Below are 26,178 nucleotides of genomic sequence, written 5' to 3'. Positions count from 1 at the left end.
TCCTAGCTGGCACTTGGCGCTGCCGCAGGGGCAGCCTGGCGGCGGTGGAACAGGCGCTCCAGGGCCAAGTATATGACCGGGGTGGTGAACAGCGTCAGGGCCTGGCTCACCAGCAGGCCACCCACCACCGCAATGCCCAGTGGCTGGCGCAGCTCGGCGCCGGTGCCAAAGCCGAACATCAGCGGCACTGCGCCCAGCAGCGCGGCCAGGGTAGTCATGATGATCGGGCGGAAGCGCACCAGGCAGGCCTGGCGTATCGCCTGCTCGGGCGTCATGCCGTGATGGCGCTGGGCTTCGAGCGCGAAGTCGATGAGCAGGATGCCGTTCTTCTTGACGATGCCGATCAGCAGGACCACGCCGATCAGCCCCATGATGCTGAAGTCCTGCCCGCTGGCCCACAGCAGGATGATCGCGCCCAGGCCGGCGGAGGGCAGGGTGGAGATGATGGTCAGCGGGTGGACGAAGCTCTCGTAGAGCACGCCGAGGATGATGTACACCGCCACCAGCGCGGCAAGGATCAGGTAGGGCTGGCTCGACAGCGAGCTCTGGAACGCCTGGGCGGCGCCCTGGAAGTTGCCGGTGATCGAGTCGGGCATACCCAGCTCGCGCTGCGCACGTTCCAGGATCTGCACCGCATCACCCAAGGCCACACCGGGGGCCAGGTTGAACGACAGGTTGGCGGCCGGGAACAGGCCGTCGTGGCTGATCGACAGCGGCCCGGTGCTTGGCGCGGCGACATGCGCCAGGGCCGACAGCGGCACCATCTCGTTGGTCAGTGGCGAGCGCAGGTAGAAGAAATTGAGGCTTTCAGCCTTGCCACGCTGTTGCGCGTCCAGTTCGAGGATGACCTTGTACTGGTTGGTCTCGGTCTGGAATTCGCTGATCTGGCGCTGGCCGAAGGCATCGTACAAGGCCTGGTCGACGTCGGTGGTGGTCAGGCCGAAACGCGCTGCGGCCTGGCGGTCGATATCGATGCGGGTGACGCTGGCGCCCAGTTGCAGGTCGTTGGACAGGTCGCGCAGCGCCGGGTTTTCCCGCAGGCGGTCGGTCAGGCGCTGGGTCCACAGGTTGAGCGCGACCCCGTCGTTGCTCTTGAGCACGTACTGGTACTGGGTGCGTGACGGGCCGGAGCTGAGGTTGATGTCCTGGCCGGCGCGCATGTACAGGACGATGCCCGGCACCTGGGCCAGCTTCGGGCGGATCCGGTCGATCCATTCGCTGGCCGAGACGTCGCGCTCGCCGCGGGGCTTTAGCGAGATCCAGAAACGGCCGTTGGCGATGGTCTGGTTGCTGCCGGTCACCCCGACCGAGTGCGAATAGGCGCGCACTGCCGGGTCGTCACCGATGATCTTCGCCAGCGCCAGGTGCTTCTCGATCATCGACGGGTAGGACACATCCGCCGCTGCCTCGGTTGTGCCAAGGATGAAGCCGGTGTCCTGCAGCGGGAAGAAGCCTTTGGGGATGCCCACGTAGCCGGCCACGGCCAGCGCCAGGGTAATGCCGAACACCCCCAGCGTGATCCGCCGGTGGGCCAGTGCGCGGTCCAGGCCTTTTTCGTACCAACCCAGCAGGCGCTGGCCGAAACCGCCTTGGTGGTCGCCAGGTGGGCGGCGCATGAACAGCGCCGAAAGGGTGGGAGCCAGGGTCAGCGAGACCACCACCGAAATCAGGATGGTCGCCGTGGCGGTCAGGGCGAACTCCTTGAACAGCCGGCCCACCACACCGCCCATGAACAGCAGTGGAATGAAGGCGGCGATCAGCGAGAAACTGATCGACACCACGGTGAAACCGATCTCGCCGGCGCCTTTGAGCGCTGCGGTGCGGCTATCGTCGCCGGCTTCCAGGTGGCGATGGATGTTTTCCACCACGACGATCGCGTCATCGACCACGAAGCCGACGGCAATGACGATGGCCACCAGGGTCAGGTTGTTGAGGCTGAAACCGAACACGTACATCAGTGCGCACGTGGCGATCAGCGAGACGCCGAGCACGCTGGAGACAATGAAGGTGGCCGACCACTGACGCAGGAACAGCGCCATTACCCCGATCACCAGCGCCACCGCGATCATCAGGGTCAGCTCGACTTCGTGCAGCGAGCTGCGGATGGTCTGGGTGCGGTCCTGCAGCACCGACACTTCAACCGAGGCCGGCAGCATTTCCTGCAAGCGCGGCAAGGCGTCGAGCACCCGGTCCACGGTGTCGACGATATTGGCGCCGGGCTGGCGGAAGATCACCAGGTTAAGCCCCGGCTGATTGCCCGACCAGGCCCTTACATACGCGTTCTCGGCACCGTTGATCACCTTGGCCACATCCTTCAGGTGCACCGGGGCGCCGTTGCGGTAGCTGACGATCAGCTGGGCATAGTCTTCGGGGTGAAACAGCTGGTCGTTGGCGGCAATGGTCGACACGCTGTGCTCGCCGTACAGCGCGCCTTTGGCCAGGTTCAGGCTGGTCTGCTGGATGGCCAGGCGCACGTCGGCCAGGGTCAGGCCGATGGCTGCCAGTTTCTCGGGTTGTGCCTGCACCCGTATGGCTGGGCGCAGCTGGCCGGTGATGTTGATCAGGCCGACCCCGTCGATCTGGCTGAGCTGGCGGGCCAGGAGGGTTTCGGCGTAGTCGCTGAGCTCGTTGCCGGGCATCTGTGCAGAGCTGACGGTGAGGATTACCACCGGGCTGTCGGCCGGGTTGACCTTGCGCCAGGTGGGCGGGCTGGGCAGGTCCTGGGGCAGGCGGGCGGTGGCGGTGTTGATCGCCGCCTGCACTTCCTGGGCGGCGGTGTCGATGTTCTTGTCGAGGGTGAACTGCAGGATCAGCGTAGTCGAGCCCAGCGCGCTGCTGCTGGTCATCTGGGTCATGCCGGGGATGGCGCTGAACTGCACCTCCAGCGGCGTGGCCACCGACGAGGCCATGGTTTCCGGGCTGGCACCGGGCAGCTGGGCAGTGACCTGGATGGTCGGGAAATCGGCCTCGGGCAGCGGCGCCACGGGCAACCGCGGGAAGGCGATGGCGCCCAGCAGCACCAGGGCGAAGGTCAGCAGCAGGGTTGCGATAGGGTGATCGATGCACCAGGCCGAGACGCCATTGCGGGTGTTCATGGCTGGCTCCTGCGGTCGGCCATCTCGGCAGGCGCCGGGGCATCAGGGGTGATCTCGACCCTGGAGCCGGGTTTGAGGCGCGACTGGCCATCGAGCACCAGCTGGTCACCGGCCTTTACCCCGGCGACGATGTTCAGTGTGCTGTCCTGGTACAGCACCTTGACCGGCACGCTGGTGACCTTGTCGCCGTCGACGCGGTAGACGAAGTGGCCATCGATGCTGCGTTGCACCACGGGCGGCGGCACCACCAGGGCGTCTTCGTCCATCGCCGTGCGCAACCGTACGGTGACCAGTTGCCCCGGCCACAGCAGGCCGTCCTTGTTGTCGAACTCGGCTTTGACCCGCACCGTGCCGGTGTTGGCCGAAATCTGGTTGTCGATCAGCGCAAGGTGGCCTGCGCCCAGCAGGTTGCGCTCGCCATCGGCATCCATGTAGGCCTCGACCAGCGCAGGCGTTTGCGCCTTGAGCAGGCCTTGGAGGGTCGACAGCATCTGTTGCGGCAGCGAGAACTCCACAGCGATCGGGTCGATCTGGGTCACGCTGAACAGCCCCTGGGTGTCGCTGGTGCGCACCAGGTTGCCGGGGTCGATATTGCGGATGCCGACGCGCCCGGTTACCGGCGAGCGTATCTGGGTGTAGGAGAGTTGCACCTCGGCATTGGCGATGGCCGCCTGGTTGCCCTTGACCGTGGCTTGCAGCTGGTTGACCAACGCCTGTTGCTGGTCGAGGGTTTGCTTGGACACGCCATCATCGCTGCTGAGCAGGCGGTAGCGCTTGAGGTCGACGCCGGCCACCTGGATCTGTGCCTGGCTCTGGCCGAGTTGTGCACGGGCCTGGTCGAGGCTGGCGCGGATGCTGCGATCGTCGAGGGTGGCGAGCAGGTCGCCTTGCTTGACCCATTGGCCTTCCTTGACCAGCACTTGGGTGAGTATCCCCTCTACTTGTGGCCGGACCTCGACGCTGTGCAGCGACAGCACCGAGCCGATGGCGCTGGCATAGCGCGGCACGTCCTGCTGGGCAACGCTGACCACGCGTACCGGCACGGCGGTTTGCGCGCGAGTAGCCGGTGCGGGTTGGCGCTGGCTGAACCAGATGCCTGCTACCACCAGGGCCAGGAGCGCCAGGGCGGCGAGGAAGGCAGAGCGGGACGGACGTCGCATCGGTGCGGGCACCTTGGCCAGAAGGGAGGGAAACGGTTGTCTGTACTCAATCTTATAGCCCCCGAACCGGGTCGGCAGCGTGACGGCTGGCTGACAGCCGTGTCAGTTTCACCTGCTGGCATGCGACTGGGGACGACTGTGGGAGCGGGCGTGCCCGCGAAGAATACAACGCGGTGGATGGCACCGGCTGCGCCGGTGTTCGCGGGCACGCCCGCTCCCACAGTTACCGTGGAGGGCTTTCTGAAGTCGCTCCGGCTAGAAGCCGATGAAGGCGTAGTACACCGGGGTTTCACTGGTAGTGCGCAAACCAAGCCCCTGCAAGCTCGCGACCAGCGCCTCATCCTGCACATGCAAGGTCCAATGCCCATCGTCATCCCACTGCTCGCGCGCCAGCGCCGTGGCAAACGCGCCCATGTCCGGCAGGTAGGCGGTAAAGCCATTGCCCTTGAGCGCACTGGTGGTCATGCCCAGCGCCTGGCACACCGCCACCTTGGCGGCAATGTCATCGCGGTCGGCCTGCCGCGAGGCTTGCACCAGCGCTTCCAGTTCCGCATCCACCAGTTGGGTGCCGTGTATCAGTTCCGGCCCCTGCTGCCAGGCCTCGGGCGGGCAGTCCTTGCTGGCCGGGCGCAGCGGAATGTGCGGGTTGATTTCCACCGGGTAGATGCGACAGACCAACGGGCGCTGGTCGTAGATGGTGCACAGGTCGTTGTCGTCGAGGTTGCGGCATCGGCCAGGGTTGAACGCGGCGAAGGTCACCGACACGCGTGCCTCGCCGTGGCCGCAAGCCACTGGGTACGAGCGGCGCAGCGCATGTTCGCGCTGCTCAGGCGGCATACCGGGGCCATCAGTCACGAAGGCCTCGATAAGCACTATCACCTGGCCGGCATCATCTGCCCAGCGGCGGGCCTCGGCCAGCGTCAGGGGCACGTGGTGCCCGGTGCAGCACTTGCCGCAGCCGGTACAACCGAATCGCAAGCTGTCGGTCACTTGGCTTCCGGGCTCCACTCGCTGATGAAGGCACGCTGGTGCTGGCGGTCGTACAGGCACAGCTCGGTGCCGGTGCGTTGCTGCATGTGCTTCTGCGGGTAGACGCCTTCGACCAGCAGGGCGCTCATGCCGACCTGGTCATCGAACTCGGCGGGCTTGCCGCGGGCGTGGGCATCCTTGAACTGGCTGGCGGCCAGGCAGGCCTTGAGCATCTGTTGGCGCTGCTCGTTCCAGGCCTGGCTGCTGGAGGCCTGGGCGATACCGCTGAAGAGGGCGCAGGTGATCAGGATAGAGCTGAAAAACTTCATACGTGATTCCGGCAATTTGCTTGCGAGGGGCGCGAATTATGCCCGACTCACCCCCGGCGGCAAGCCGGGGAGTTTGTCGCTTAATATATCAGTGCTCGGCAAACACCACGGTACGCGCGGCCACCACCAGACAATCGGTCAGCTCTGGCGAGGAGAACTTGGTGAGGATGGCGTTGGCCCCGGCCTGGGTTGCCTTCTCGCTGCTCATGGCACTGTCCAGCGAGGTGTGCAGCAGCACGTACAGGTGCTGGAAGTCAGGGGTTTCGCGCAGGGTGCGGGTGAAGGCGTAGCCATCCATCTCGCTCATTTCGATGTCGGAGACGATGATGTTGATCTCTTGGGCGGTGCCTTGCAGCTCCAGCAACACGTTGATGGCATCTTTGGCGCTGCGTGCGGTGTGGCATTCGATGCCCAGGTTGCGCAGGGTGTGCACCGACTGCTGCAGGGCCACCTGGCTGTCGTCCACCACCAGGATGTTGGCGGCGGCCAGCAGGCTGGCGTCTTCTTCGCTCAGGGTGCCGTGAGCTGGTTCGGCCTGCGGTGGGGCGATGGAGTGGATGACTTTTTCGATGTCCAGCACCTGCACCAGGGTGTTGTCGACCCGCGTCACGCCGGTGATGTACGAGCGGTTGCCCGAAGCAAAGGGCGGCGGTTTGATGTCGGTGCTCAGGCAATGCACGATGCGGCTGACCGCCTGCACATGCAGGCCTTGGCGCGAGCGGCTGATTTCAGTGACGATCAGGCAGCCGCCTTGCGGGTCTTCCAGGGGCCGCTCGCCGATGGCGCGTGACAGGTCGATGACCGACAGCGAATGGCCACGCAGGGTCGCCACACCTTTCACGTTGGGGTGCGATTCCGGCAGCTTGGTCAGCGGCGGGCAGGGGATGATTTCGCTGACCTTGAGCAGGTTGATTGCCATCAACTTGCCGCTGCGCAGGGTGAACAGCAGCAGGGACAACGAGTCCGCGCGGGCATTTTGCGTGGCCATGGTGACCTTCGGTGGGGAACAGGGGATAACCGGTTATCGGCCTGTTTTGGTCGGGCTTTAGGCATTTTGCACAGAACCCGGGGATGCTTGGGACCCTGTGGGAGCGGGCATGCCCGCGAAGCGTGCGACGCGGTACATGGCACCGGCTTCGCCGGTGTTCGCGGGCATGCCCGCTCCCACAGGTGATGTGTGTAAACGCCTGGATCAGCGTTCGCGCAGGGCCTCCTTGGCCCGGTTCAGCGGCTTGATCAGGTAATCGAGGATGGTCTTCTCGCCGGTGCGGATATCCACCGTGGCAATCATCCCCGGCACGATCGCAAAATGCTTGCCGGCCTTGTTCTGCAAGCTGTCCTGCTCGGTGCGGATGAACACCCGGTAGTAGTAGATTTCCGGTTTCACCTCATCCTGCAGGGTGTCCGGCGAGATCCCTACCACCTTGCCATCCAGCCCGCCATACACCGAATAGTCATAGGCACTGATCTTGACCTTGGCCGCCTGATCCGGGTGGATGAAGGCGATATCGCGTGGGGCGATGCGGGTTTCGATCAGCAGGCGTTCGTCCATCGGCACGATCTTCATCACCTGGCCACCGGGCTGCACCACGCCGCCCAGGGTATTGACCTCGATGTCCTTGACGATGCCGCGCACCGGTGAGCGCAAGGTCAGGCGGGTAAGCGAGTCACTGCGCCCGCGGACCACTTCCGACAGGCTGTCGGCCTCGGCGCTGGCTTTGGCCAGCTCTTCCCGGGCACGCACAAGGTAGTCGGAGCGGGCTTCGTTGGCCTTGAGCTCCAGCTCCGAACGCTGGCGGTTCAGGCGAATCACTTCGACCCGGCTGGAGGCGCCCATCTTTGCAAGGTTCTCGGTAATCTTCAGCTCGCTGCGCACCAGTTGCAGCGAGTCCTGGATGCCAGCCAGGGTCTGCTCCAGCCCGCGGCGGCGGGTCTGGTACAGCGCGGTTTCCGCGTCGATCAGGTCGGGCGAGTCGCGCAGGCTTTCCGGGAAGGTCAGCGGCTTGCCCGTGACCTCTGCCTGCAGGCGTGCCTGGCTGGCCTTGGCAGCGCGGTACTTGGCTTCGCTCTCGCCGACACTGGAGGCGGTCTTGGTCGGGTCGAGCTGGGCCAGCACCTGGCCGCGCTCGACCAGGTCGCCTTCGGCAACGCTCATCTGCGCGACGATGCCGCCCTCGAACGACTGGATCACCTGCTCCCGCGAACTGGGGATCACCTTGCCGGTGCCGGTGGACACTTCGGTCACCTCGAACCAGGCGGCCCAGCCCAGGAATGCGGCCAGCATCAAGGCACAGATGGTGATGATGCGGCCGGCGCGGAACACCGCCTGGTCGTCCTGCCCATCCAGGTAGGAGGCCGGGAGTTCATGGTTGCTCATGCCTGGGCTCCTTGCAGTTTGGCCAGCGCGGCATCGCGGGTGTCATCGATGACGATGCGCCCGCCGTCCAGCACCAGGATGCGGTCGACCCGTTGCAGCACGCTCAGGCGGTGGGTGGCGATCACCAGGGTGCGGCCCTGGCAGAAGCGTTCGAGGTTATCCAGCAGTTTGCGCTCGGTCATGTCGTCCAGCGACGCAGTCGGCTCGTCCAGCAGCAACACTTGCGGCTGGCGCACCAGCAGGCGCGACAGCACCAGGGCCTGGCGCTGGCCGCCGGACAAGCCCAGGCCGCCTTCCAGGATCAGGTGGTCCATGCCCTTGGGCAGGCGGCGGACGAAGTCCAGCGCGCCCGTGGCAGCCAGCGCGGCCACCAGCTCCTGGTCACTGGCCTGGCCGGCGCCGAGGGTGAGGTTTTCCCGCAGGGTGCCGTGGAACAAGCGCGCGTACTGTGGCAGCAGGCCCACGTCACGGCGCAGGTCGGCCGGGTCGAGGTGGCCCATGGCGATGCCGTCCAGGCTGACCTCGCCTTGCACCAGGTCCATGGCCCCTCCCAGGGCTTGCAGCAGGGTCGACTTGCCGGCGCCGTTGCGCCCGAGAACGGCAATGCGCTCGCCCGGCTGGATATCCAGCTGGCCGATGTTCAGCACTGGCGGGGACTCCTCGCTGTAGCGGAAGTTGGCCTGGCGCAGGCGGTACTCGCCACGAATCGCCGGCAGGTGTACGCGGGCTTCGCCTTCGGGGTGGTCGACCGGTGACTGCATCAGCTTGTCCAGCCCTTGCAGGGCCACCTTGGCCTGCTGCCAGCGGGTCAGTACATGGGTCAGTTGCGCCAGTGGCGCCATCATCCGTGACGACAGCATCGACGCCGCCACCAGGCTACCGGTAGTAAGGTCGCCGGCGATGACCATCGGCGCGCCGACCACGATGACCACGGCAAAAACCGCGCCCTGCACGTTCTGGGTCCAGGTCACCAGGCCGTTGGTGAGGGTGCGCAGGCGTAGGTTGGTGTGGGCGCAGGCGGCGTTGTACTGGTTCCACTGCCGTTCGAAGCGTGCTTCGGCCTGCAGTGCCTTGATCTCGTCCAGGCCCTGGATGCTTTCTACCAGCATGGCGTTGCGCAGCGCCGACTCGCGCATGGAGGCATTGGCCAGCCGCGCCAGGCGCCGTTGGGCCAGTACCCCAGGCACCACCATGGCCAGCAGCGCGGCTAGCGGGATGAACACCAGCACGCCGCCGATCAGCCAGAACACGAACAGGAACAACAGGAAGAACGGCAGGTCGGCCAGCGCCGTGGCGGTGCTGGAAGTGATCAGGTCGCGGATCGATTCCAGCTCGCGCAGTTGCGAGATGAACGAACCGGTGGACTTCGGCCGCACCGAGTTGCGCAGGCGCAAGGCATGCCCGTAGACCAGGTCGCTCACCCGCAGGTCGGCGCGTTTGCCGAGCAGGTCGGTCACCTTCAGCCGCAGCAGGCGCATGCTGAAGTCGAACACCAGCGCCAGCACTACACCCCCGAACAGCACGTACAGGGTTGGCAGCGACTCGGCCGGGATCACCCGGTCGTACACCTGCATCGAGAACAGCACCCCCGCGAGGGCCAATACGTTGGCTACCAGCGAGGCGACCATCACCTGCCCATAGGGGCGCAGGTCGCGCAGCACGATGCGGGCAAACCAGTGGCGGTCGTAGGGTGCGGTGTAGTCATCGGTGCGCACATCGCGCAGCGGCCGCGCCGGGCGCAGCAGCGCAACGCGGTTGATGCGGCCCTTGAGGCTGTCGCGGGGCAGGCGAGAGGTCAGGCCCTGGTCACCGGCAAACACCACCGCCAGGTCGTCCTCTTCGGTGACCGATTCCACCACCGCCAGCTGGCCATCGTCCAGTTCCAGTACCAGCGGTGTACGCCACTGTCTCAAGCCCTTGGCGTCGAAGCGCACGAAGCGCAGGGCCAGGCCGGCCTGGCGCGCCATGTGGCGAAGGATTTCATCCAGCGGCCGGGCATCCTCGACGGCGGCCAGGCGAATACGCTGGGGCGACACGTCCAGGCGGTAGTGGTGCGCCACCTGCAGCATCACTTCCAGCCACGGCCCAAGGTCCGGTCGATGAGGCGCTTCGGCCGCGGGGGCCGTGGGCTGTTCAGGCAGGGTCACATTGATCGAATCGGTCATGGCTGGATCTCCACCCCTTGCAGGTTGCGCCCCTCAAGGCCAAAGGCCGTGCGCAGGGCGCCGGTGTTGTACAGGCAGTCGACATCCAGGCGCAGCAGGTCGGAGCGGGTGCCGGCGAGTTCGAAGCGTGACTGGTAGATCTCCTGCTCGGCGTTGAGCAGGTCGAGCAGGGGCCGCGTGCCCAGGTCCAGGTACTGGCGGCCGTAGAGCATGCGCGCTTCCTGGATGCTGACCTGGCGCGCTTCCAGCGAAGTCAGCCGGCGGCCTAGCCCGGAGGTTTGTGCCATGGCCTCGGCCAGGCCGCGACGGGCTTGCAGGCGGGCCGCGTCTTCGGCGGAGTCGGCGGCGGTCAGGGCGTGGCCGGCTGCGCGGCTGCGGGCGCTGATGGCACCCCCTTGATAGATAGGCACCTCGACGTTCAGGTAGATGCCTGCCTGGGTGCGGTCCATGCGTGAGTTGTCGCGGTTGTAGTCGTTGTCCAGGTAGTGGTTGACCTGCGGTTGCAACGACAAGGTCGGGTAGGCCTCGGCCTTGGCCTGGGCCAGCTCGGCCTGGCCCTGGGCGCGCTGGGCCAGGGCCATGAGCACGGCAGGCAGGCGGTCATCGCCTTGCGAGGGCCGCTTGCAGGCCTGGTTCAGCGCTGCTGGCGAATCCTCGGCCAGCGCCGGTGGGGTGATGCGCCCCATCAGTGCCGCCAGGGTCGAACGCCAGCGCTCGTACTGCGACTGGTATTCCTCCAGCGTGGCGCGGGCGCTCTCCACACGGGACTCGGCCTGCACCACGTCGGAGCGCGTGCTGGCGCCCATGTCGCTGCGCTGGCGGGCCATGCCGGCAATGTCACCGACCCCGCGAATCTGGTCGCGGGCAATGGTCATCAGTTGTTCATATCGGCGGGTTTCGATCCAGGCATAAGCGGTGTCGCGGGCCAGGTCGTCGACCACCAGCAGGATATTGGCCTGGGCGCGCGCGGCGGCAGCCTGGGCCGCGCTGACGGCGCTGTCGACCTTGCCGAAGTCGTAGAGCATCTGCTTGAGCGACAGGTTCAGCGCCTGGCTGTTGCGGTCGCCGCCATAACCGGTGTCATAACCGGTGCGGATACCGCCGGAAATCTGCGGGTAATACCCGGCGCGGGCGACGTTGATGCCTTCGCCCTGCTTATAGAGGTTGCCGATGGCCTCGGCAATGCTGGGGTGCCATTGAGCGGCCTGCAGCACCGCGTCGGTCAGCCCCAGCCGCTCGCCACTGGCGACCGGGGCCATGCCGGTGGCGGGGCGTGCGGGCACCGCTTCGGGCGCATCGCGTAACAGCGATGGCCCGATCTGGCGCAGTTGGGGGTCTATGTCATCGGCTGCCTGGGCAACCGGGTGGAAGTTCAGAGCCAGGAGCCCGAAGGCTCCCAGCAACAGCGGTGACAGCGGACTGCTTCGCTTCACATAGTTCCCTTACTGCTGGTCGTCCTTGCCGCCGGGCATTTGCCCGGCGGGTTTGCAGCGGCCTCAGACCACATGGATACCGTTCTGCACCCACAGGTGATGGCTTGGATCCTCCTGGGCCGTGTATTGGTTATAGTCGATACCGTCGGCAGTTTGGTTCCCGACCAGCGTCCAGTTGTCCGTCATGTGAACCGAGTCTTTGTCGTCCCCTTTGATGATGAGTGTGTCGGTGCCGGTTTCGGTGATTGCCACCACGTCCGCCAGGTTGAGCGTCAGCGCCACCGAACTGGTGTCGTTGAGGTCGATGACTTCGATGTCGTGCACGCGCCCGGCCAGGTTGCCCAGGTCGATGCTGGCATCGCCGCCGCCCCACAGCAGGGTGTCGGTACCGGTGCCGCCCTCGACGCTGGCGAAGTTCTGGTCGACCACCACCAGCGTGTCGTTACCTGCACCACCCTGCAGGGTGATGTGGCCACCCTGGCTGCCATCGAGGTGGTCGTTGCCGTCGGTACCGGCGATCACATCGGTGGCGGCTGCCAGGCTGGCCAGCGCTACTGCCTCGTCACCGGTGTCGGCCTGCAGCGAAGTGAAGGTGGTGAGGCCGGCAGCATTGTCCAGGTTGACGGTCAGCGTTGCCGTGTCGGTGGTGCCGTTCGGGTGGGTCAGCTCGTAGGTGAAGGTGTCGTGCTGGCCGACCACCGCCGAGGTAAGCCCCGGGTTGAGGGTGTAGGTGTAGCTGCCGTCGGCATGCACCAGCAGCGTGCCGTAGGTGCCGGCCACGCTCACCCCGTTGTAGCCCGGGATGGTGTAGGTGTTGGCCGCTGTCAGCACGCTCAGCACGGTCAGTGCCGAACCGACGTTGTCGTCACTCAGCAGGTTGCCGGTGGCTGCCGTCGCGCCGCTGACCACGAACTCGGTCAGGTGCGTGGTGGTGGCGTTGAGGCTGGTGGTGATGGAACTGAGCAGGCCGATGCCGCCGGCGGTGACACGCACGTGGTAGGTGCCAGCCCCCTGGTTCTGGAAGGTATACCCCGCGCCGCCACCCAGCAGGCTGATCAGCGAACCCCCCGGGACCGACTGCACCAGCACATACTGGCCGGTGGCCGGGTTGAGCTTGAGCAGCTCGATGGTGGTGCCGTTGAGCAGGCTCAACAGGTTGGTGGAGTTGACCACCACCTGCAGGTTGGCCGTGGTATCGGCGGCAACCGTGGTGGTGTAGGTGGCCTGGCGGGTACCGATCACCGGCAGGCTCAGCGAGCCCAGGGTGCTGCTGCTGGTGTCCACGCGGTTGGCCAGGGTGACGTGGCTGGTACCGACATCGTTGACTGCGTCGACCACCGTGGCCGGTGCAGCGTAGTTGGTGTTGCTCCAGACCTCCGTGGCTTGCGGGCTGTCGATGCGCACGTACAGGTTGGCGGTATCGGACAAGCCGTTCGGGTGCACCAGCTGGTAGCTGAACACGTCCACCTTGCCGACACTGTTCGGGCTGCCGTTAGGCGTGTAGGTGTAACTGCCATCGGCACTGATCACCAGGGTGCCGTACTGGCCCTGGACCGTGGTCGAAGTACCGGCCGAGACATAGCTGCCGTTTTTCAGCACTTGCAGCACGGCGGCGCTGTCCGGGCCACGGGCATCCACCGCGCCATCGGTGCCCACGTCGGTGATGACGTTGCCCGAGGTGGCCGTGCCGGTGCCGGTGAACTGGGTCAGGCTGGTGGAGGTGATGTCCAGCGAGGTGCTCACGTTGGTCACCAGGCCGATGCCGCCACTGCCCACGGTCAGCCGGTAGTCACCGGCTTGCAGCACGCCAATGTCCACCTGCAAGCCGATCGGCAGCACGATCAGGTCCAGTAGGCCCTGCGTGTTGCCGGTGGCGATGGTCACCCAGGCGCCGCTGGCGTCTTTTACCTGCAGGGTGAAGCTGGTGTTGTTGAGCAGCGCCAGCACGCTGTTGGTGGTCAGTGTGAGGGTCGGGTCGGCCGTGGTGCCTGCCGCCACCGTCCAGGTGTAGGTCTTGGAGAAGCCCGATAGCAGCGTGGTGAAGCTGTCGGTGTAGGTCTTGGTGGCACTGACCGCTGCCAGGTTGACCGTGGCCGTGGCCAGGTTGTCGCTGGCGATGACTGGCGCGTTGGCATCCACATCCGGCGCGGTGACGTTGACGTTGCCCGACACGTTGCCGCGCGGGTCACTGAGGGTCACCGAGAGGATCTGGCCGTTGTCCTGAGGCGGGCTCAGGGTCACGGTAAAGGTGCCGTTCGGCTGCACCGTCGTGGTTTGCAGTACGGTACCGCTGGCGCTGCGTACGGTTACGGTGGCACCCACTTCGCCAGTACCGGTCAGGGTACCGCCGTCGGCACTTATCAGCAGGTTGCCGGCAGCCGCAGGCGGGGTCAGGTCTGGTGCGGTCAGCCCAGTGCCGGTGGAGATGTTGCCGGCGCTGTCGGTGAGGGTGACGCTGAGCGCCTGGTTGTCGATCTGCGCCGCAGTCAGGCTGACCACGAACAGGCCGTTGCTGCCCACCGTTGCAGTCCCCAGCACGGTGCCGGCGCTGTTGCGCACGGTGACCGTGCTGCCGATCTGGCCAGAACCGCTGACCGAGGTGCCGTTGGCGTTGATGGTGGCCAGCGGGGCGGCTGGCGGGGTGGTATCCGGTGCGGTCACGCTGGTGCTACCGGACAAGTTGCCCGCAGCATCGGCCTGGCGCACCACCAGCAGTTGCCCGTCGTTCTGTGGCGAGGTCAGTGTGATGGTGAAGGTGCCATTGGCTTGCACCACACCGGTACCGACCTGGCCGTTGGGGCCTTGGACCGTAACGGTGGCGCCCGCTTCACCGTTACCGGTGAGCACCGTGCCCGCGCCGTTGATGGTGACGTTGGTCGGTGTTGCAGGCGGTTGCACGTCTGTGGCGGTGTAGCTGGTACTGCCCGACACATTGCCCGCAGCATCGGCCTGGCTCACGCCCAGTACCTGGCCGTTGAGCTGTGCGGCGTTCAGGTTGACGGTGAACACGCCACCGCCATTTACCACCGCCGTGCCGAGCACGTTGTTGCTGGCGTCGCGCACGGTCACCGTCGCCCCTGCTTCACCGGTGCCGGTCAGCACCAGGCCGTTCAGAGACAGCCCGGTCACCAGTGGGTTGGCCGGTGGCGTGATGTCGGCGGCTTGCAGGAAGGTCGGCTGCGATTCGCCGCCCACCAGTGCTACAGCAGTCACCGAAATATGCTGGCCGTTGAGCTGCGCTGTGTTCAGCGTCAGGGTAAAGGTGCCGTTCAGGGTAGCGCCGCCTGTGCCGATCAGGTTGCCTGCGGCATCGTAGACGCGGATGCCCACGCCGCTAGGCGCATTACCGGCCAAGGTCAGCCCGTCGCTGCCCAGCGTCACGTTGGTGGGGGGCACTGGCGGCGCGATCAGTGGTGTGATGTACGTGGCGACCGCAGAGGTATTGATGCCGTCGGATTGCGTCACTGCCAAGGTTGCGAGCGAGCCCGCCGCCGGCACCAGCGTTATCTGGAAGTTACCCGCGGCATCTACCGTGCCAGTGCCGATCACCGATCCGCCGCGGCTGATGGTGACGGTGGCATTAGGCTCGCCCTTGCCGGTCAGCACATCGAACGTGTTGTTGATGGCCATGTCGGTGACCAGCCCAGGCGGTGAAGTGTCGTTGGTCTGATAGGGCACAACCACCGAGGCGTTGCCCGCATCGTCCGTGGACACCACCGTGAGTAACTGGCCGTTGTTCTGCGGCGGGTTGATCGGCACGGTGAACTGGCCGTTTGCACCCACTTCCACGGTGCCTACGACGTTGTTGTTCGGGTCACGCACCGTGATGGTGGTGCCGGCTTCTGCCGTACCGGTCATCGACGTGCCTGCCGGGTTGAGCAACAGGTTATCGGGTTGCACTGGCGCCGTGAGGTCTGGCGCGTTCACCTGCAGGGGCGCCGACGGGTTGCCGGTGGTGTCCTGGGCGATGACGGTGAGGACTTCGCCGTTGATCTGCGGGTTGTTCAGGTTGAGGACAAAAGTGCCGTCCGGGTCGACCGTCACCTGGCCCAGCAGGTCGCCGTTGTTGTTGACCACGGTGACACGCGTGCCGGCTTCGGCAGTACCGATCACCTGGGTACCGCTGTCGTTGATGGTGGCGATCACGGTGGCCGGTGGCGTGGTGTCAACCGCCGTGACCGAACTGATTGGCGAGATGTTGCCGGCTGCATCGGTCAGGGTTACCTGCAGCACCTGGCCGTTGAGCTGCGCGCCATCAAGCTCGACGATGAAGGTGCCGTCGGCGCCCACTGTGCCGGTACCGATCTGCGTGGTACCGACGAAGACGCGCACGGTGGCGCCCACTTCGCCGACCCCGCCCAGCTCGTCGCCAGCCGCATTGAGCCGCAGCTCGGTTGCCGCCGCAGGTGGCGTGTGGTCCGGCGCCAGTACGCTGACCGGCAGGCTGACGTTGCCGGGTGGGTCGGCCTGCAGCACCGACAGCAACTGGTTGTTGATTTGCGCGGGTGACAGTTCGACGCGGAAGCTACCGTCGGCAAGCACGGTACCTGTGCCCAGTACGGTACCGGCGCCGTTGCTCACGATTACCGTCGCGCCGGCTTCGCCTTGGCCGCTGACCACACTGCCGTCGGCGTTGATCACCACCTGGGTGAGCGGTGCTGGCGGGGTGAAGTCCGGGGTTTGCAGGGTTGCCACTGCCGACACGTTGCCGGCCGCATCGGCCTGGGTGAAGCTGAGCAGCTCGGCGTTGCCCAGTGCCGGGTTCAGGGTGATGGTGAAGTGGCCGCTGGCATCGACGATGGCGCTGCCGATTTCGTCGCCGGCCGGGTTGGTCACGGTCACCAGCGCGCCTGCTTCGCCACGGCCGGTGAGGGTGACGCCATCCCCGGAAACGGCCAGTTCGGCAGGTGCCGTTGGCGGCGTGGTGTCGGGTGCGGTGATGGCGCTGGCGGCAGACTGGTTGCCAGCCGCGTCGGTCAGTACCACTTGCACTTGCTGGCCGTTGGCCTGAGGCGATGCGAGGTTGACCTGGAAGGTGCCGTCGGCGCGCACCGTTGCACTGCCCAGCACCGAACCATCGGCGGCGAGCACCCGCACGGCGGCACCTGCTTCGCCGGTACCGTCGAGCAGGCTGCCACCCCCGGTGAAGGCCAGGTTGCCGGCAGCATCCGGGGCGACGCGGTCAGGGGCGATCAGGCTGACGCTGTTGGACTCGTTGCCGGCCACATCGGACTGGCTGGCGCTGAGCTGTTCGCCGTTGATCTGTGCGGCGCCCAGGTTGACGCTGAAGTTGCCGCTGGCATCGACCACGGCAGTACCCAGCTCGATACCGCCTTCGCCAAGCACGGTAACGGTGGCACCTGCCTCGCCGCGGCCACTGAGGACAAGGCCGTCGTTGGACAGCACCAGGTTGGTCAGTGGTTGCGGTGCCGTGGTGTCCGGTGCCTGCAAGGTGGCAGGCAGCGATATGGTGCCATCGGTGCCCGTTGCGCTGACCTGCAGCACTTCACCATTGGCCTGTGCACTGCCCAGGTTGACAGTGAAGGTACCGTCGTTGGCGACCGGGCTGCTGCCCAGCAATACGCCGTTGGGGCCATACACCTTGACTGTGCTGCCCGCGTCGGCCGTGCCGGTCACCGATAGGCCGTCGGCGGCCAGTACCAGGTTGTCCGGTGTAGCCGGTGCCAGAACACCCGGCGCAGTGACGCTTTGCCCAGGGGAGACGTTCTGTGCGGCATCGGCCTGGACCACGTTCAGGCTTTCACCCGTGATCGCCGCCGGCGACAGGGGCACGCTGAAGTGGCCGTCGGCTGCCACTGTGGCGGTGCCCAGCACGGTACCGTCAGGTGCCCGCACGGTCACGGTTGCGCCTGCTTCGCCATTACCTGTCAGGGTGGCGCCACTGGCGGAAACCGCCAGGTTGGTCACGGCGGCTGGCGGCGTGGTGTCGGCTGCGGTGTAAGGCGCGGTCGGCGACACGTTGCCGGCTGCATCGGTGGCGGTCACCTGCAGGGGCTGGCCATTGGTCTGGGCACTGTTCAGGGCGACCTGGAAGGTGCCGTTGCTGCCGGCTACCGCCGTGCCCAGCACGTTGCCGCTGGCATCGCGTACGGTCACGGTGCTGCCGGCTTCGGCGTTACCAGTCAGTTGCAGCCCGGTACCGGACAGGGCGAGTGCGGTGGGTACCGCAGGCGGGGTGAAGTCCGGCGCGGTAACTGCCACGGCGGGGGAGGTGTTGTTGCCCGCGTCGGTTTGCGTAACGCTCAGGTGCTGGGCGTTGAGCTGGGCACTGTTGAGTGTGAGGGTAAAGCTGCCATTGGCCGCCACCAGGCCGGTGCCGATGATGGTGCCATCCGGGCCGCGTACGGTGACTGTGGCGCCGGCTTCGCCCAGGCCGGTCAGGGTCAGGCCGTTGTTGTTCAACGCCACGTTGGTCAGCGGCGCGGGTGGGGTCAGGTCCGGGGTCGTCACATTGACTGCTGGCGACGTGTTGCCGGCGGCATCCACTTGCGTGACGCCGATAGCCTGGCCGTTGGCTTGCGGGGTGTCGAAGGTCACCGTGAAACGACCGTCGGCGCCCACCGTGGCGGTGCCTAGCACGCTGCCGGCGGCGTTGCGCACTTGCACCGTAGCGCCCACTTCACCGCTGCCGGACAGCTGCCGGCCGTCCTGGCTCAAGGCCGGGTTGGTGATGGCGGCGGGTGGCGTGCGGTCTGGCGTGGCGAGGTTGGCCGGCCCGGAGACGTTGCCGGCAGCATCGCTGAGAGTGACCTGCAGCGGGCTGCCGGTGACTTGCGCGTTGGGCAGGGTGACCTGGAACTGGCCGCTCTGGTTGACGGTGCCGGTGGCCAGGATGGCGCCACTGGCATCGCGAATGGTCACTGTGGCGCCGGCTTCGCCCTGGCCGCTGAGCACGGTAGCCGCGCTGTTCAGGCTGAGGTTGCTGGCCGCCAGCGGTGCTTGCAGGTCGGGCGCCTGCAGGGTGGCCGCGAGCGAAACGTTACCGGCAGCGTCTGCCTGGGTCACGATCAGGTTCTGCCCATTGGCCACGGCCGGGGTGAAGCTGACGCTGAACAGGCCATTGCTGCCGACGGTGGCAGTCCCCAGCAACGTGCCTTGGGCGTCTGTCACGCGCACGGTTGCGCCCACTTCGCCCTGGCCGGTCAGCGTGCTGCCGGTGGCGTTGAGGGTGACCTGGGCCGGCGCGTTCGGTGCCGTGGTGTCATTGGCCACGACGATGGCCGGCACCGAAGGCTCGCCATCGACGGTAGCCTTGGCACTGACCTGCAAGGTCTGGGCGTTGAGCTGGGCATTCTGGAAGAACACACGGAAGGTGCCGTCGCTGCCAACTGTGGCGGTACCCAGGGTGGTGCCCCCGGAAGTCACGGTAATCAGCGAGCCGACCGTACCTTGGCCGGTCAGCAGGAAGCCGTCGGCGCTGATGGCAAGGGCCGACGGTGTGGCCACTTCCGTGCCTGTAGGGCCAGCTACTGGCACCTCGGGTGACTCATTGCCGGCAGGGTCGATCACCACCACAGCCACGGTCTCGCCAGTTGTGAGCGGCGGGTCGACCGGCACCACGAAGGTACCGTCCGGCCCTACGGTCACTGTGCCGCGCACGGTGTCATCGGGGTTGCGGATTTCTACAGTGCTGCCAGGTTCGGCAGTGCCGCCGACAGTGCCGCCGTCCGGGCTCACGCTAATGCCGGTGGCCGGCAGTGGGTCGGTGGTGTCCGGGGCGGTGACAGAGACCGGCGCCGAGTCGTTACCGGCGGCGTCGGTCACCACCACGGTCACGGTCTGGCCGTTGTTCTGCGGGGTATCCAGCGGCACGCTGAAACTGCCGTCCGGGTTGACCGGCACAGTGATCACATTGCCGGCCCCATCGCTCACGGTCACCGAACTGGCGCCAGGTGCGTTACCAGTCACAGCAGTGCCATCGCCATTGACGACCACGTCGGTGGGCAGTGCCGGTGGCGTGATGTCCGGAGCGAAGATCTGGCCGGGTTCCGAGGTATTGCCGGCGGCGTCGATCAGCGTCACATCGAGGGCCTGGCCGTCCAGTTGGGCGGGCGACAGTGGCACTGTGAAGTTGCCACCTGCCGATACGACGATGGTGCCTATCAACGTGCCGTCGGCAAGCCGCACTTCTACCGTGGAACCTGCCTCACCGGTACCCTGGATGGCGCTGCCGCCCGGGGTAATGGAAAGGCCCGCAGGCGCAGTGGGCGCAGTGCTGTCATCAGCGGTGAAGGTGGCCGACGGCGAGGCATTGCCGCCGCCATCGATCAGCACCACCGACAACACTTCACCGTTGGTCTGGGCGGGGGCAAGTGTCACTTCGAACGTGCCGTCCGGATTCACCGGTATGGTGCCCAGCAGGTCGCCTGCAGCGTTGCGTACCTCTACGGTGCTGCCAGCCTCACCCTGCCCGCTGAGCACTGTGCCGGTAGGGTCAAGGCCCAGGCCTTGTGCCGGCAGCGGTGCCTCGAGGTCAGGTGCAGTGACGGTGCCAGCGAGCGAGTCGTTGCCAGTATTGTCGGCCTGGGTGACAGACAGCGTCTGGCCATTGAGCTGTGGCGGGTCGATTGTCACCTGGAAGGTACCGTCAGGCTGGACCGTTGCGGTACCCAGTACTGCGCCACCCGTGCCGGTCACGGTCACCTGCGCACCAGGCTCGCCGCTGCCGCTCAGGCTGCTGCCGTCGCCAGCCAGAATCAGGCCGGTGGGTATATCGGGTGCCTGGGTATCCGGTGCTGGCAAGTCGACCGCCGCTGACAGGTTGCCAGCCGGGTCGCGTTGCTCCACGGTCAGTGCCTGGCCGTTGGTCTGCGGCGTATCGAGGGTGATTTCGAATGCGCCGCCAGTGCCGACCACGGTGCTGCCCAGCACGCTGCCGTCCGGTCCGCGCACGGTAACGGTGGCGCCCGGTTCGCCGTTGCCGGTGACCGTGGTGCCGGTGCCATCGATGGCCGGGGTGGTGACCACTTGCGGAGGGGTGGAGTCGGGTGCAGTGAAGTCTACGGGCCCTGCGCTGTTGCCCAGGTTGTCAGTGGCTTCGACTGTGAGGCTTTCACCATTGCGCTGCGGTGCGTTGAGGGTGACATCGAAGCGGCCGTCGGCGCCTACGGTGGCGATGCCCAGCACGTTGCCATCGGCGTCGCGCACGGTGACGATGGAACCGTTCTGGCCTTGGCCGGTGAGGTGAATGCCAGCGGTATCGATGGCCAGCCCCGAGGGTTGCAGTGGGCCGTCTGTGTCGGGCGCCATGATAGTGGCGCTCGAAGTATTGCCGGCTGCGTCGCGCAGCACCACGTCCAGTTCCTGACCGTCGGTCTGCGGTGGGTTCAGGACCACGCTGATCACACCGTCGTTACCGACCTGGGCGTTGCCCAGCACAGTGCCGTCGGCGCTGATGACCTGCACGGTGGTGCCCGGTTCGCCGCGGCCGGTGAGCAGGCCACCATCGGCACTCAGTTGCAGTTCGCTGGCTTCATTGGGCGGGGTGATATCGGGGGCGGTGATCTGGGTCGGCAGCGAGCTGTTGCCAGCGCCATCAACCGCCACCACATCCAGGGTCTCGCCATTGGCCTGGGCCGGGCTCAGGCCGATGGTGAAGCTGCCGTCCTGGCCGGCTTCAACGCTGCCCAGGACATTGCCCTGTGCGTCACGCACTTGCACCTGCGTACCGGCCGGTGCCGTACCGGAAACGCTGGAACCGTCGCCGGCAACCACCACGCCGCTCGGGCTTTCGGGCAGCGGGGTATCGGCAACGGTCACACTGACCCCTGCCGAGGTATTGCCGGCGGCATCGGTCTGCACCAGCACGATGTTCTCACCTGCGGTCAGCGGTGCTTCCAGGTCAACCACGAAGGTGCCATTGGGCGCCACGATGCCAGAACCAAGCACGACACCTTGGGTATCGCGCACTTCCACCGTGGCACCGGGCTCACCGCGGCCAGACACGGCCAGGCTGCCATCGCCTGCCACCACGTCGGTGACGATCGCCGGTGCGGTGATGTCCGGCGCCACATAGCTCAGCGGCACCGAGGTGTTGCCTGCCGCATCGGTCACAGTGATGGACAGGGTTTCGCCATTGGCCTGTGGCGGGTCGAGGGTCAGGCTGAAGCTGCCATCTGGCCCTACAATGGCGCTGCCGATCAGGTTGCCCGAGGCATCTTTCACCTCCACCCGGGCGCCCCCTTCTGCAGTGCCGACCAGGCTGTCGCCATTGCTCAGCACCAGGTCGGCTGGTTGCAGCGGTGCTACCTGATCCGGCGCCGTCAGTGGGCTAGGTGTAGAGACGTTGCCGGCAGCATCGGTCAGGGTCACTTGCAGCGACGAGCCATCCACCACCGGGGTTGGCAGTTGCACATTGAAGGTGCCATCCGGTTGCACGGTGCCGCTTACCAGCACCTGGCCCTGATCGTTGCGCACTTCCACGGTGGTGCCTGCTTCACCACGGCCGGAGACCGTGCGGCCATCATCGCTGATGGCCAGTTGGGAGGCTGGCGCCGGTGGCGTGGTATCACCGCCGTTATCAATGATCGGTGCAGTGACGGTGCCGGCTGTGGAGGCGTTGCCTGTGGTATCGGTGGCGGTCACCTGCAACTGCTCGCCCGCCACTTGTGGCGGGGTGAGGCCGATGCTGAACGTACCGCCGGCACCCACCACGACGCTGCCCAGCACGGTAGTGCCGTCGGCTGCCAGCACGCGCACGGTGCTGCCGGCTTCTGCACGCCCGGTCACCACGCTGCCATTGGCGCTGACAGCGAGTTCGCTTGGTGCGGCAGGTGCGGTGATATCCGGCGCGGTCACTTGTACCGGCAGTGACGAAGCCCCGTTGTTGTCGATGGCGACCACGTCCAGCAACTGGCCGTTGGCCTGGGCCGGGTTGAGCACCACGGTGAAGGTGCCCTCGGCACCCACCACGATGCTGCCGACCACGGCGCCGTTGGCATCATGCACTTCCACGCGGCTGCCGACCGGCGCGGACCCGCTGACGCTGGTGCCATCCGCAGCGACTACCAGGTCGCTCGGGCTGGCCGGTGTGGCCACCAGCGGTACGTCGAAGGTCAAGGCCCCGGAGGCATTGCCGCTGGCGTCGGTCTGCACCAGGCTCAGGCGCTCGCCCGGCAACGCGGCCGGGTCCAGGTCGAGCAGGAAGGTGCCGTTGGCGGTCACCGTGCCAGTGCCGATCACGGTGCCATTGACGTCGCGTACTTCGACGGTGGCCCCGGCTTCGCCGCGACCGCTCAGGGTCAGGCCGTCTGCACCGACCACGATGTTGCTGACTGCGGCGGGCGGCGTGGTATCAGGCGCATCGAACTGCAATGGGGTCGAGATATTACCCGCGGCGTCCACCAGGCGGATGTCGAGGACTTCGCCATTGGCCTGGGCAGGGGACAGGGTCACGCTGAAGCTGCCGTTCGGGTTGACCACGCCAGTGCCGATCACGTTGCCCGAGGCGTCGCGCACCTGCACGGTAGCGCCAGCTTCACCGCTACCGGTCAAGGTAACGCCGCCGGCCAGGTCCAGGCCGGTCGGCTGGGCGGGGGCCTGCAGGTCTGGGGTGGCCACCGTGCCAGGGGTGGAGGCATTGCCGGCGGCATCGGTCAGCACCACTTGCAGGGTACTGCCATCGTTCACCGGCGGGGCCAGGGTGATCTGGAAGGTGCCATCCGGGTTGACCGTACCGTTGGCCAGCACGTTGCCCTGGGCATCGCGTACTTGCACGCTGGCGCCCGCTTCGCCACGGCCGCTCAACTGGCCACCGGCGAGGCCGACAACCAGGTTGGTCGGGGCCTGGGGTGGGGTGGTATCGACACCGTCGATGTCTGGGGCCGTGACACTACCGGCGCTGGAAGCATTGCCGGCGGCGTCGGTGGCGGTGACTTGCAGCACTTCACCGTCCACCTGTGCGGGGCTGAGGGTGATGCTGAAGCTGCCCGTGGCGCCCACTACCGCCGTGCCCAGCACGGTAGTGCCATCGGCGGCCAGCACACGCACGGTGCTGCCCGCTTCGGCACGGCCGGTGACGACGGTCCCGTTGGCATTGATCGCGAGTTCGCTCGGGGCGGTCGGGGCGGTGATATCCGGCGCACTGATCTGCACCGGCAGGGACGATGCCCCGGTGCCGTCGATGGCGACCACATCCAGCAGCTCGCCGTTGGCCTGGGCCGGGTTGAGGATGACGGTGAAGGTGCCTTCGGCGCCCACCACCACGCTGCCGACCAGGTTGCCGTTGGCATCGCGTACTTCCACGCGGCTGCCGGCCGGTGCAGCACCCGTGATGCTGGTGCCATTCGCGGCCACTACCAGGTCGCTTGGACTGGCCGGGGCAGGGGTCAGGGGCACCTCGAACTGCAAGGCTTCGGACGCATTGCCGCTCGGGTCAGTCTGTACCAGGCTCAGTGCGGCGCCCGGTTGGGCCGCCGGGTCGAGATTGACCACGAAGGTGCCGTTGGCGCCGACCGTGGCGGTGCCGATGACAGTGCCGAGGGCATCACGCACTTCGACGGTGGCACCGGCTTCGCCGCGACCGCTGAGCGCCAGGCCACCGGTACCGACCACGACATTGCTGACAGCAGCAGGCGGGGTGATGTCCGGTGCATCGAACTGCAGCGGTGCAGAGCTGTTGCCAGCGGTATCCACCAACCGCACGTCCAGCGCCTCGCCATTGGCCTGGGCCGGGAACAGGGTGACGCTGAAGGTGCCGTCTGCGTTGACCAGGCCGGTACCAATCACGTTACCGGCGCTATTGCGCACTTGCACCGTGGCGCCAGGTTCGCCGCGGCCAGTGAAGGTGACGCCATCGGCCAAGGCCAGTTCGGTCGGCTGTGTCGGGGCTTGCAGGTCTGGCGAGGCGACCGAGCCCGGTTGCGAGACGTTGCCAGCGGTATCGGTGAGGGTGACTTGCAATGTGCTGCCGTCGTTCACGGCAGGGGACAAGGTTACCGCGAAGGTTCCATCCGGGCCGACGGTCCCGGTTGCCAGTACAGTGCCTGCGGCATCGCGCACCTGCACGGTGGTCCCGGCCTCGCCACGCCCGCTCAACTGGCTGCCGGCGAGGCCGATCACCAAGTTGGTCGGTGCGTCAGGTGGCGTGGTATCGCCCCCGTCGATGTCTGGCGCGGTAACCGAGCCAGCGGTCGAGGTGTTGCCTGCCGCATCGGTGGCGGTGACTTGCAGCACTTCGCCGTCGACCTGTGCCGGGTCCAGGGTGATGCTGAAGCTGCCCGTGGCGCCCACCACCACGCTACCCAGCACGGTGGTGCCATCGGCGGCCAGCACACGCACTGTGCTGCCCGGTTCGGCACGGCCGGTGACTACCGTACCGTCAGCGTTGACGGCCAGTTCGCTCGGGGCGGCAGGTGCGGTGATGTCCGGTGCGGTGATCTGTGTTGGCAGGGAGGACACGCCAGCATCGTCGATGGCCACCACGTCCAGCAGTTCGCCATTGGCCTGGGCCGGGTCGAGGACCACGGTGAAGCTGCCGTCAGGGCCAGCCACGATGCTGCCAATCAGCGTGCCGTTGGCATCATGTACTTCCACGCGAGTGCCGGCAGGTGCCGTGCCGCTGATGCTGCTGCCGTCTTCGGCGAACACCAGGTCGCTGGGGCTTGCCGGGGCGGTGGTCAGCGGCACTTCGAACTGCAGCGCTGTGGAAGCGTTGCCGCTCGGGTCGGTCTGCACCAGGCTCAGTTGCTCACCTGGCTGCACCGCTGGGTCGAGGTTGATAAGGAAGGTGCCGTTAGCGGCGACCACACCGGTGCCGATCACGGCGCCGTTGGCATCACGCACTTCGACGGTGGCGCCGGCTTCGCCGCGACCACTCAGGGCCAGGCCGTCGTTGCCGACCACGATGTTGCTGACCGCAGCCGGCGGGGTGATGTCCGGTGCATCGAACTGCAGCGGGGCAGAGCTGTTGCCGGCGGTATCCACCAGGCGTACATCCAGGGCTTCGCCATTGGCCTGGGCGGGCGCAAGGGTAATGCTGAACAGGCCATCGGCACCGACGATGCCGGTGCCGACGACGGTGCCGGCGGCATTACGGACTTGCACGGTGGCACCGGGTTCGCCGCGACCGGTGAAGGTCACGCCGTCAGCCAGGGTCAGCTCGGTGGGCTGGGCAGGGGCCTGCAGGTCCGGCGAGGTGACCGAGCCGGGTTGCGAGACGTTGCCAGCGGCGTCGGTCAGGGTGACTTGCAGCGCGCTGCCGTCGGTAACCGCAGGGGTAAGGGTAATTGCGAAGCTGCCATCGGCAGCGACAGTGCCGGTGGCCAGCACAGTACCTGCTGCATCGCGTACCTGTACGGTGGTGCCGGGTTCGCCGCGCCCGCTCAGTTGGCTGCCGGCCAGGCCGATTACCAGGTTGGTCGGGGCTGCCGGTGGCGTGGTGTCGACGCCGTCAATGTCCGGCGCGGTCACCGCGCTGGTGGGTGATGTGTTGCCAGCGGCATCCGTCGCAGTGGCCTGCAAGACTTCACCGTCTACCTGTGGCGGAGCAAGGTTGATGCTGAACACGCCGGTCGGGCTGACCACGGCCGTGCCCAGTTCGGTGCCGTCGGCGGCCAGAATACGCACGGTGCTGCCCGGTTCGGCGCGGCCAGTCAGGACGCTGCCGTCAGCGCTGACGGCCAGTTCGGTC

Annotated in this window: 9 protein-coding genes; all 9 read right to left on the bottom strand. The window is 66.7% G+C overall.

Annotated features, from left to right (window positions below; genetic code table 11):
• Nucleotides 1-2 precede the first annotated feature (2 nt).
• Complete coding sequence (locus WF331_RS04835; protein ID WP_049277260.1) at nucleotides 3-3,095, bottom strand: multidrug efflux RND transporter permease subunit; 3,093 nt, start codon at nucleotides 3,093-3,095, stop codon at nucleotides 3-5.
• Nucleotides 3,092-4,255, bottom strand: coding sequence for an efflux RND transporter periplasmic adaptor subunit (locus tag WF331_RS04830; protein WP_284395729.1), 1,164 nt, complete (start codon nucleotides 4,253-4,255; stop codon nucleotides 3,092-3,094). The genes WF331_RS04835 and WF331_RS04830 overlap by 4 nt, the downstream gene beginning before the upstream one ends.
• 255 nt (nucleotides 4,256-4,510) lie before the next feature.
• Nucleotides 4,511-5,245 carry a YkgJ family cysteine cluster protein gene (locus WF331_RS04825; protein WP_284395727.1) on the bottom strand — a complete coding sequence of 245 codons (735 nt, stop codon included), beginning with the start codon at nucleotides 5,243-5,245 and terminating at the stop codon, nucleotides 4,511-4,513.
• Nucleotides 5,242-5,553, bottom strand: a complete 312-nt coding sequence (locus WF331_RS04820; RefSeq protein ID WP_016501439.1) for a hypothetical protein — start codon at nucleotides 5,551-5,553, stop codon at nucleotides 5,242-5,244. The genes WF331_RS04825 and WF331_RS04820 overlap by 4 nt, the downstream gene beginning before the upstream one ends.
• An 88-nt stretch (nucleotides 5,554-5,641) precedes the next feature.
• Nucleotides 5,642-6,541 carry a chemotaxis protein gene (locus WF331_RS04815; protein WP_016501438.1) on the bottom strand — a complete coding sequence of 300 codons (900 nt, stop codon included), beginning with the start codon at nucleotides 6,539-6,541 and terminating at the stop codon, nucleotides 5,642-5,644.
• A gap of 204 nt (nucleotides 6,542-6,745) precedes the next feature.
• Nucleotides 6,746-7,930, bottom strand: coding sequence for an HlyD family type I secretion periplasmic adaptor subunit (locus tag WF331_RS04810; RefSeq protein WP_016501437.1), 1,185 nt, complete (start codon nucleotides 7,928-7,930; stop codon nucleotides 6,746-6,748).
• Nucleotides 7,927-10,095, bottom strand: coding sequence for a type I secretion system permease/ATPase (locus WF331_RS04805; protein WP_016501436.1), 2,169 nt, complete (start codon nucleotides 10,093-10,095; stop codon nucleotides 7,927-7,929). The genes WF331_RS04810 and WF331_RS04805 overlap by 4 nt, the downstream gene beginning before the upstream one ends.
• Entirely contained in the window at nucleotides 10,092-11,528 is a 1,437-nt protein-coding gene (locus WF331_RS04800; RefSeq protein WP_016501435.1) for a TolC family outer membrane protein, read from the bottom strand. The genes WF331_RS04805 and WF331_RS04800 overlap by 4 nt, the downstream gene beginning before the upstream one ends.
• A gap of 63 nt (nucleotides 11,529-11,591) precedes the next feature.
• Nucleotides 11,592-26,178, bottom strand: a 14,587-nt coding sequence (locus WF331_RS04795) for a BapA/Bap/LapF family large adhesin (protein ID WP_340622690.1), incomplete at its 5' end; no start/stop codon positions are given.

It is taken from the genome of Pseudomonas sp. YNh, from assembly GCF_037993085.1.
In the GTDB taxonomy this organism is placed as follows: Bacteria; Pseudomonadota; Gammaproteobacteria; order Pseudomonadales; family Pseudomonadaceae; genus Aquipseudomonas; species Aquipseudomonas putida.
This window is presented reverse-complemented; position numbering and strand designations above follow the sequence as displayed.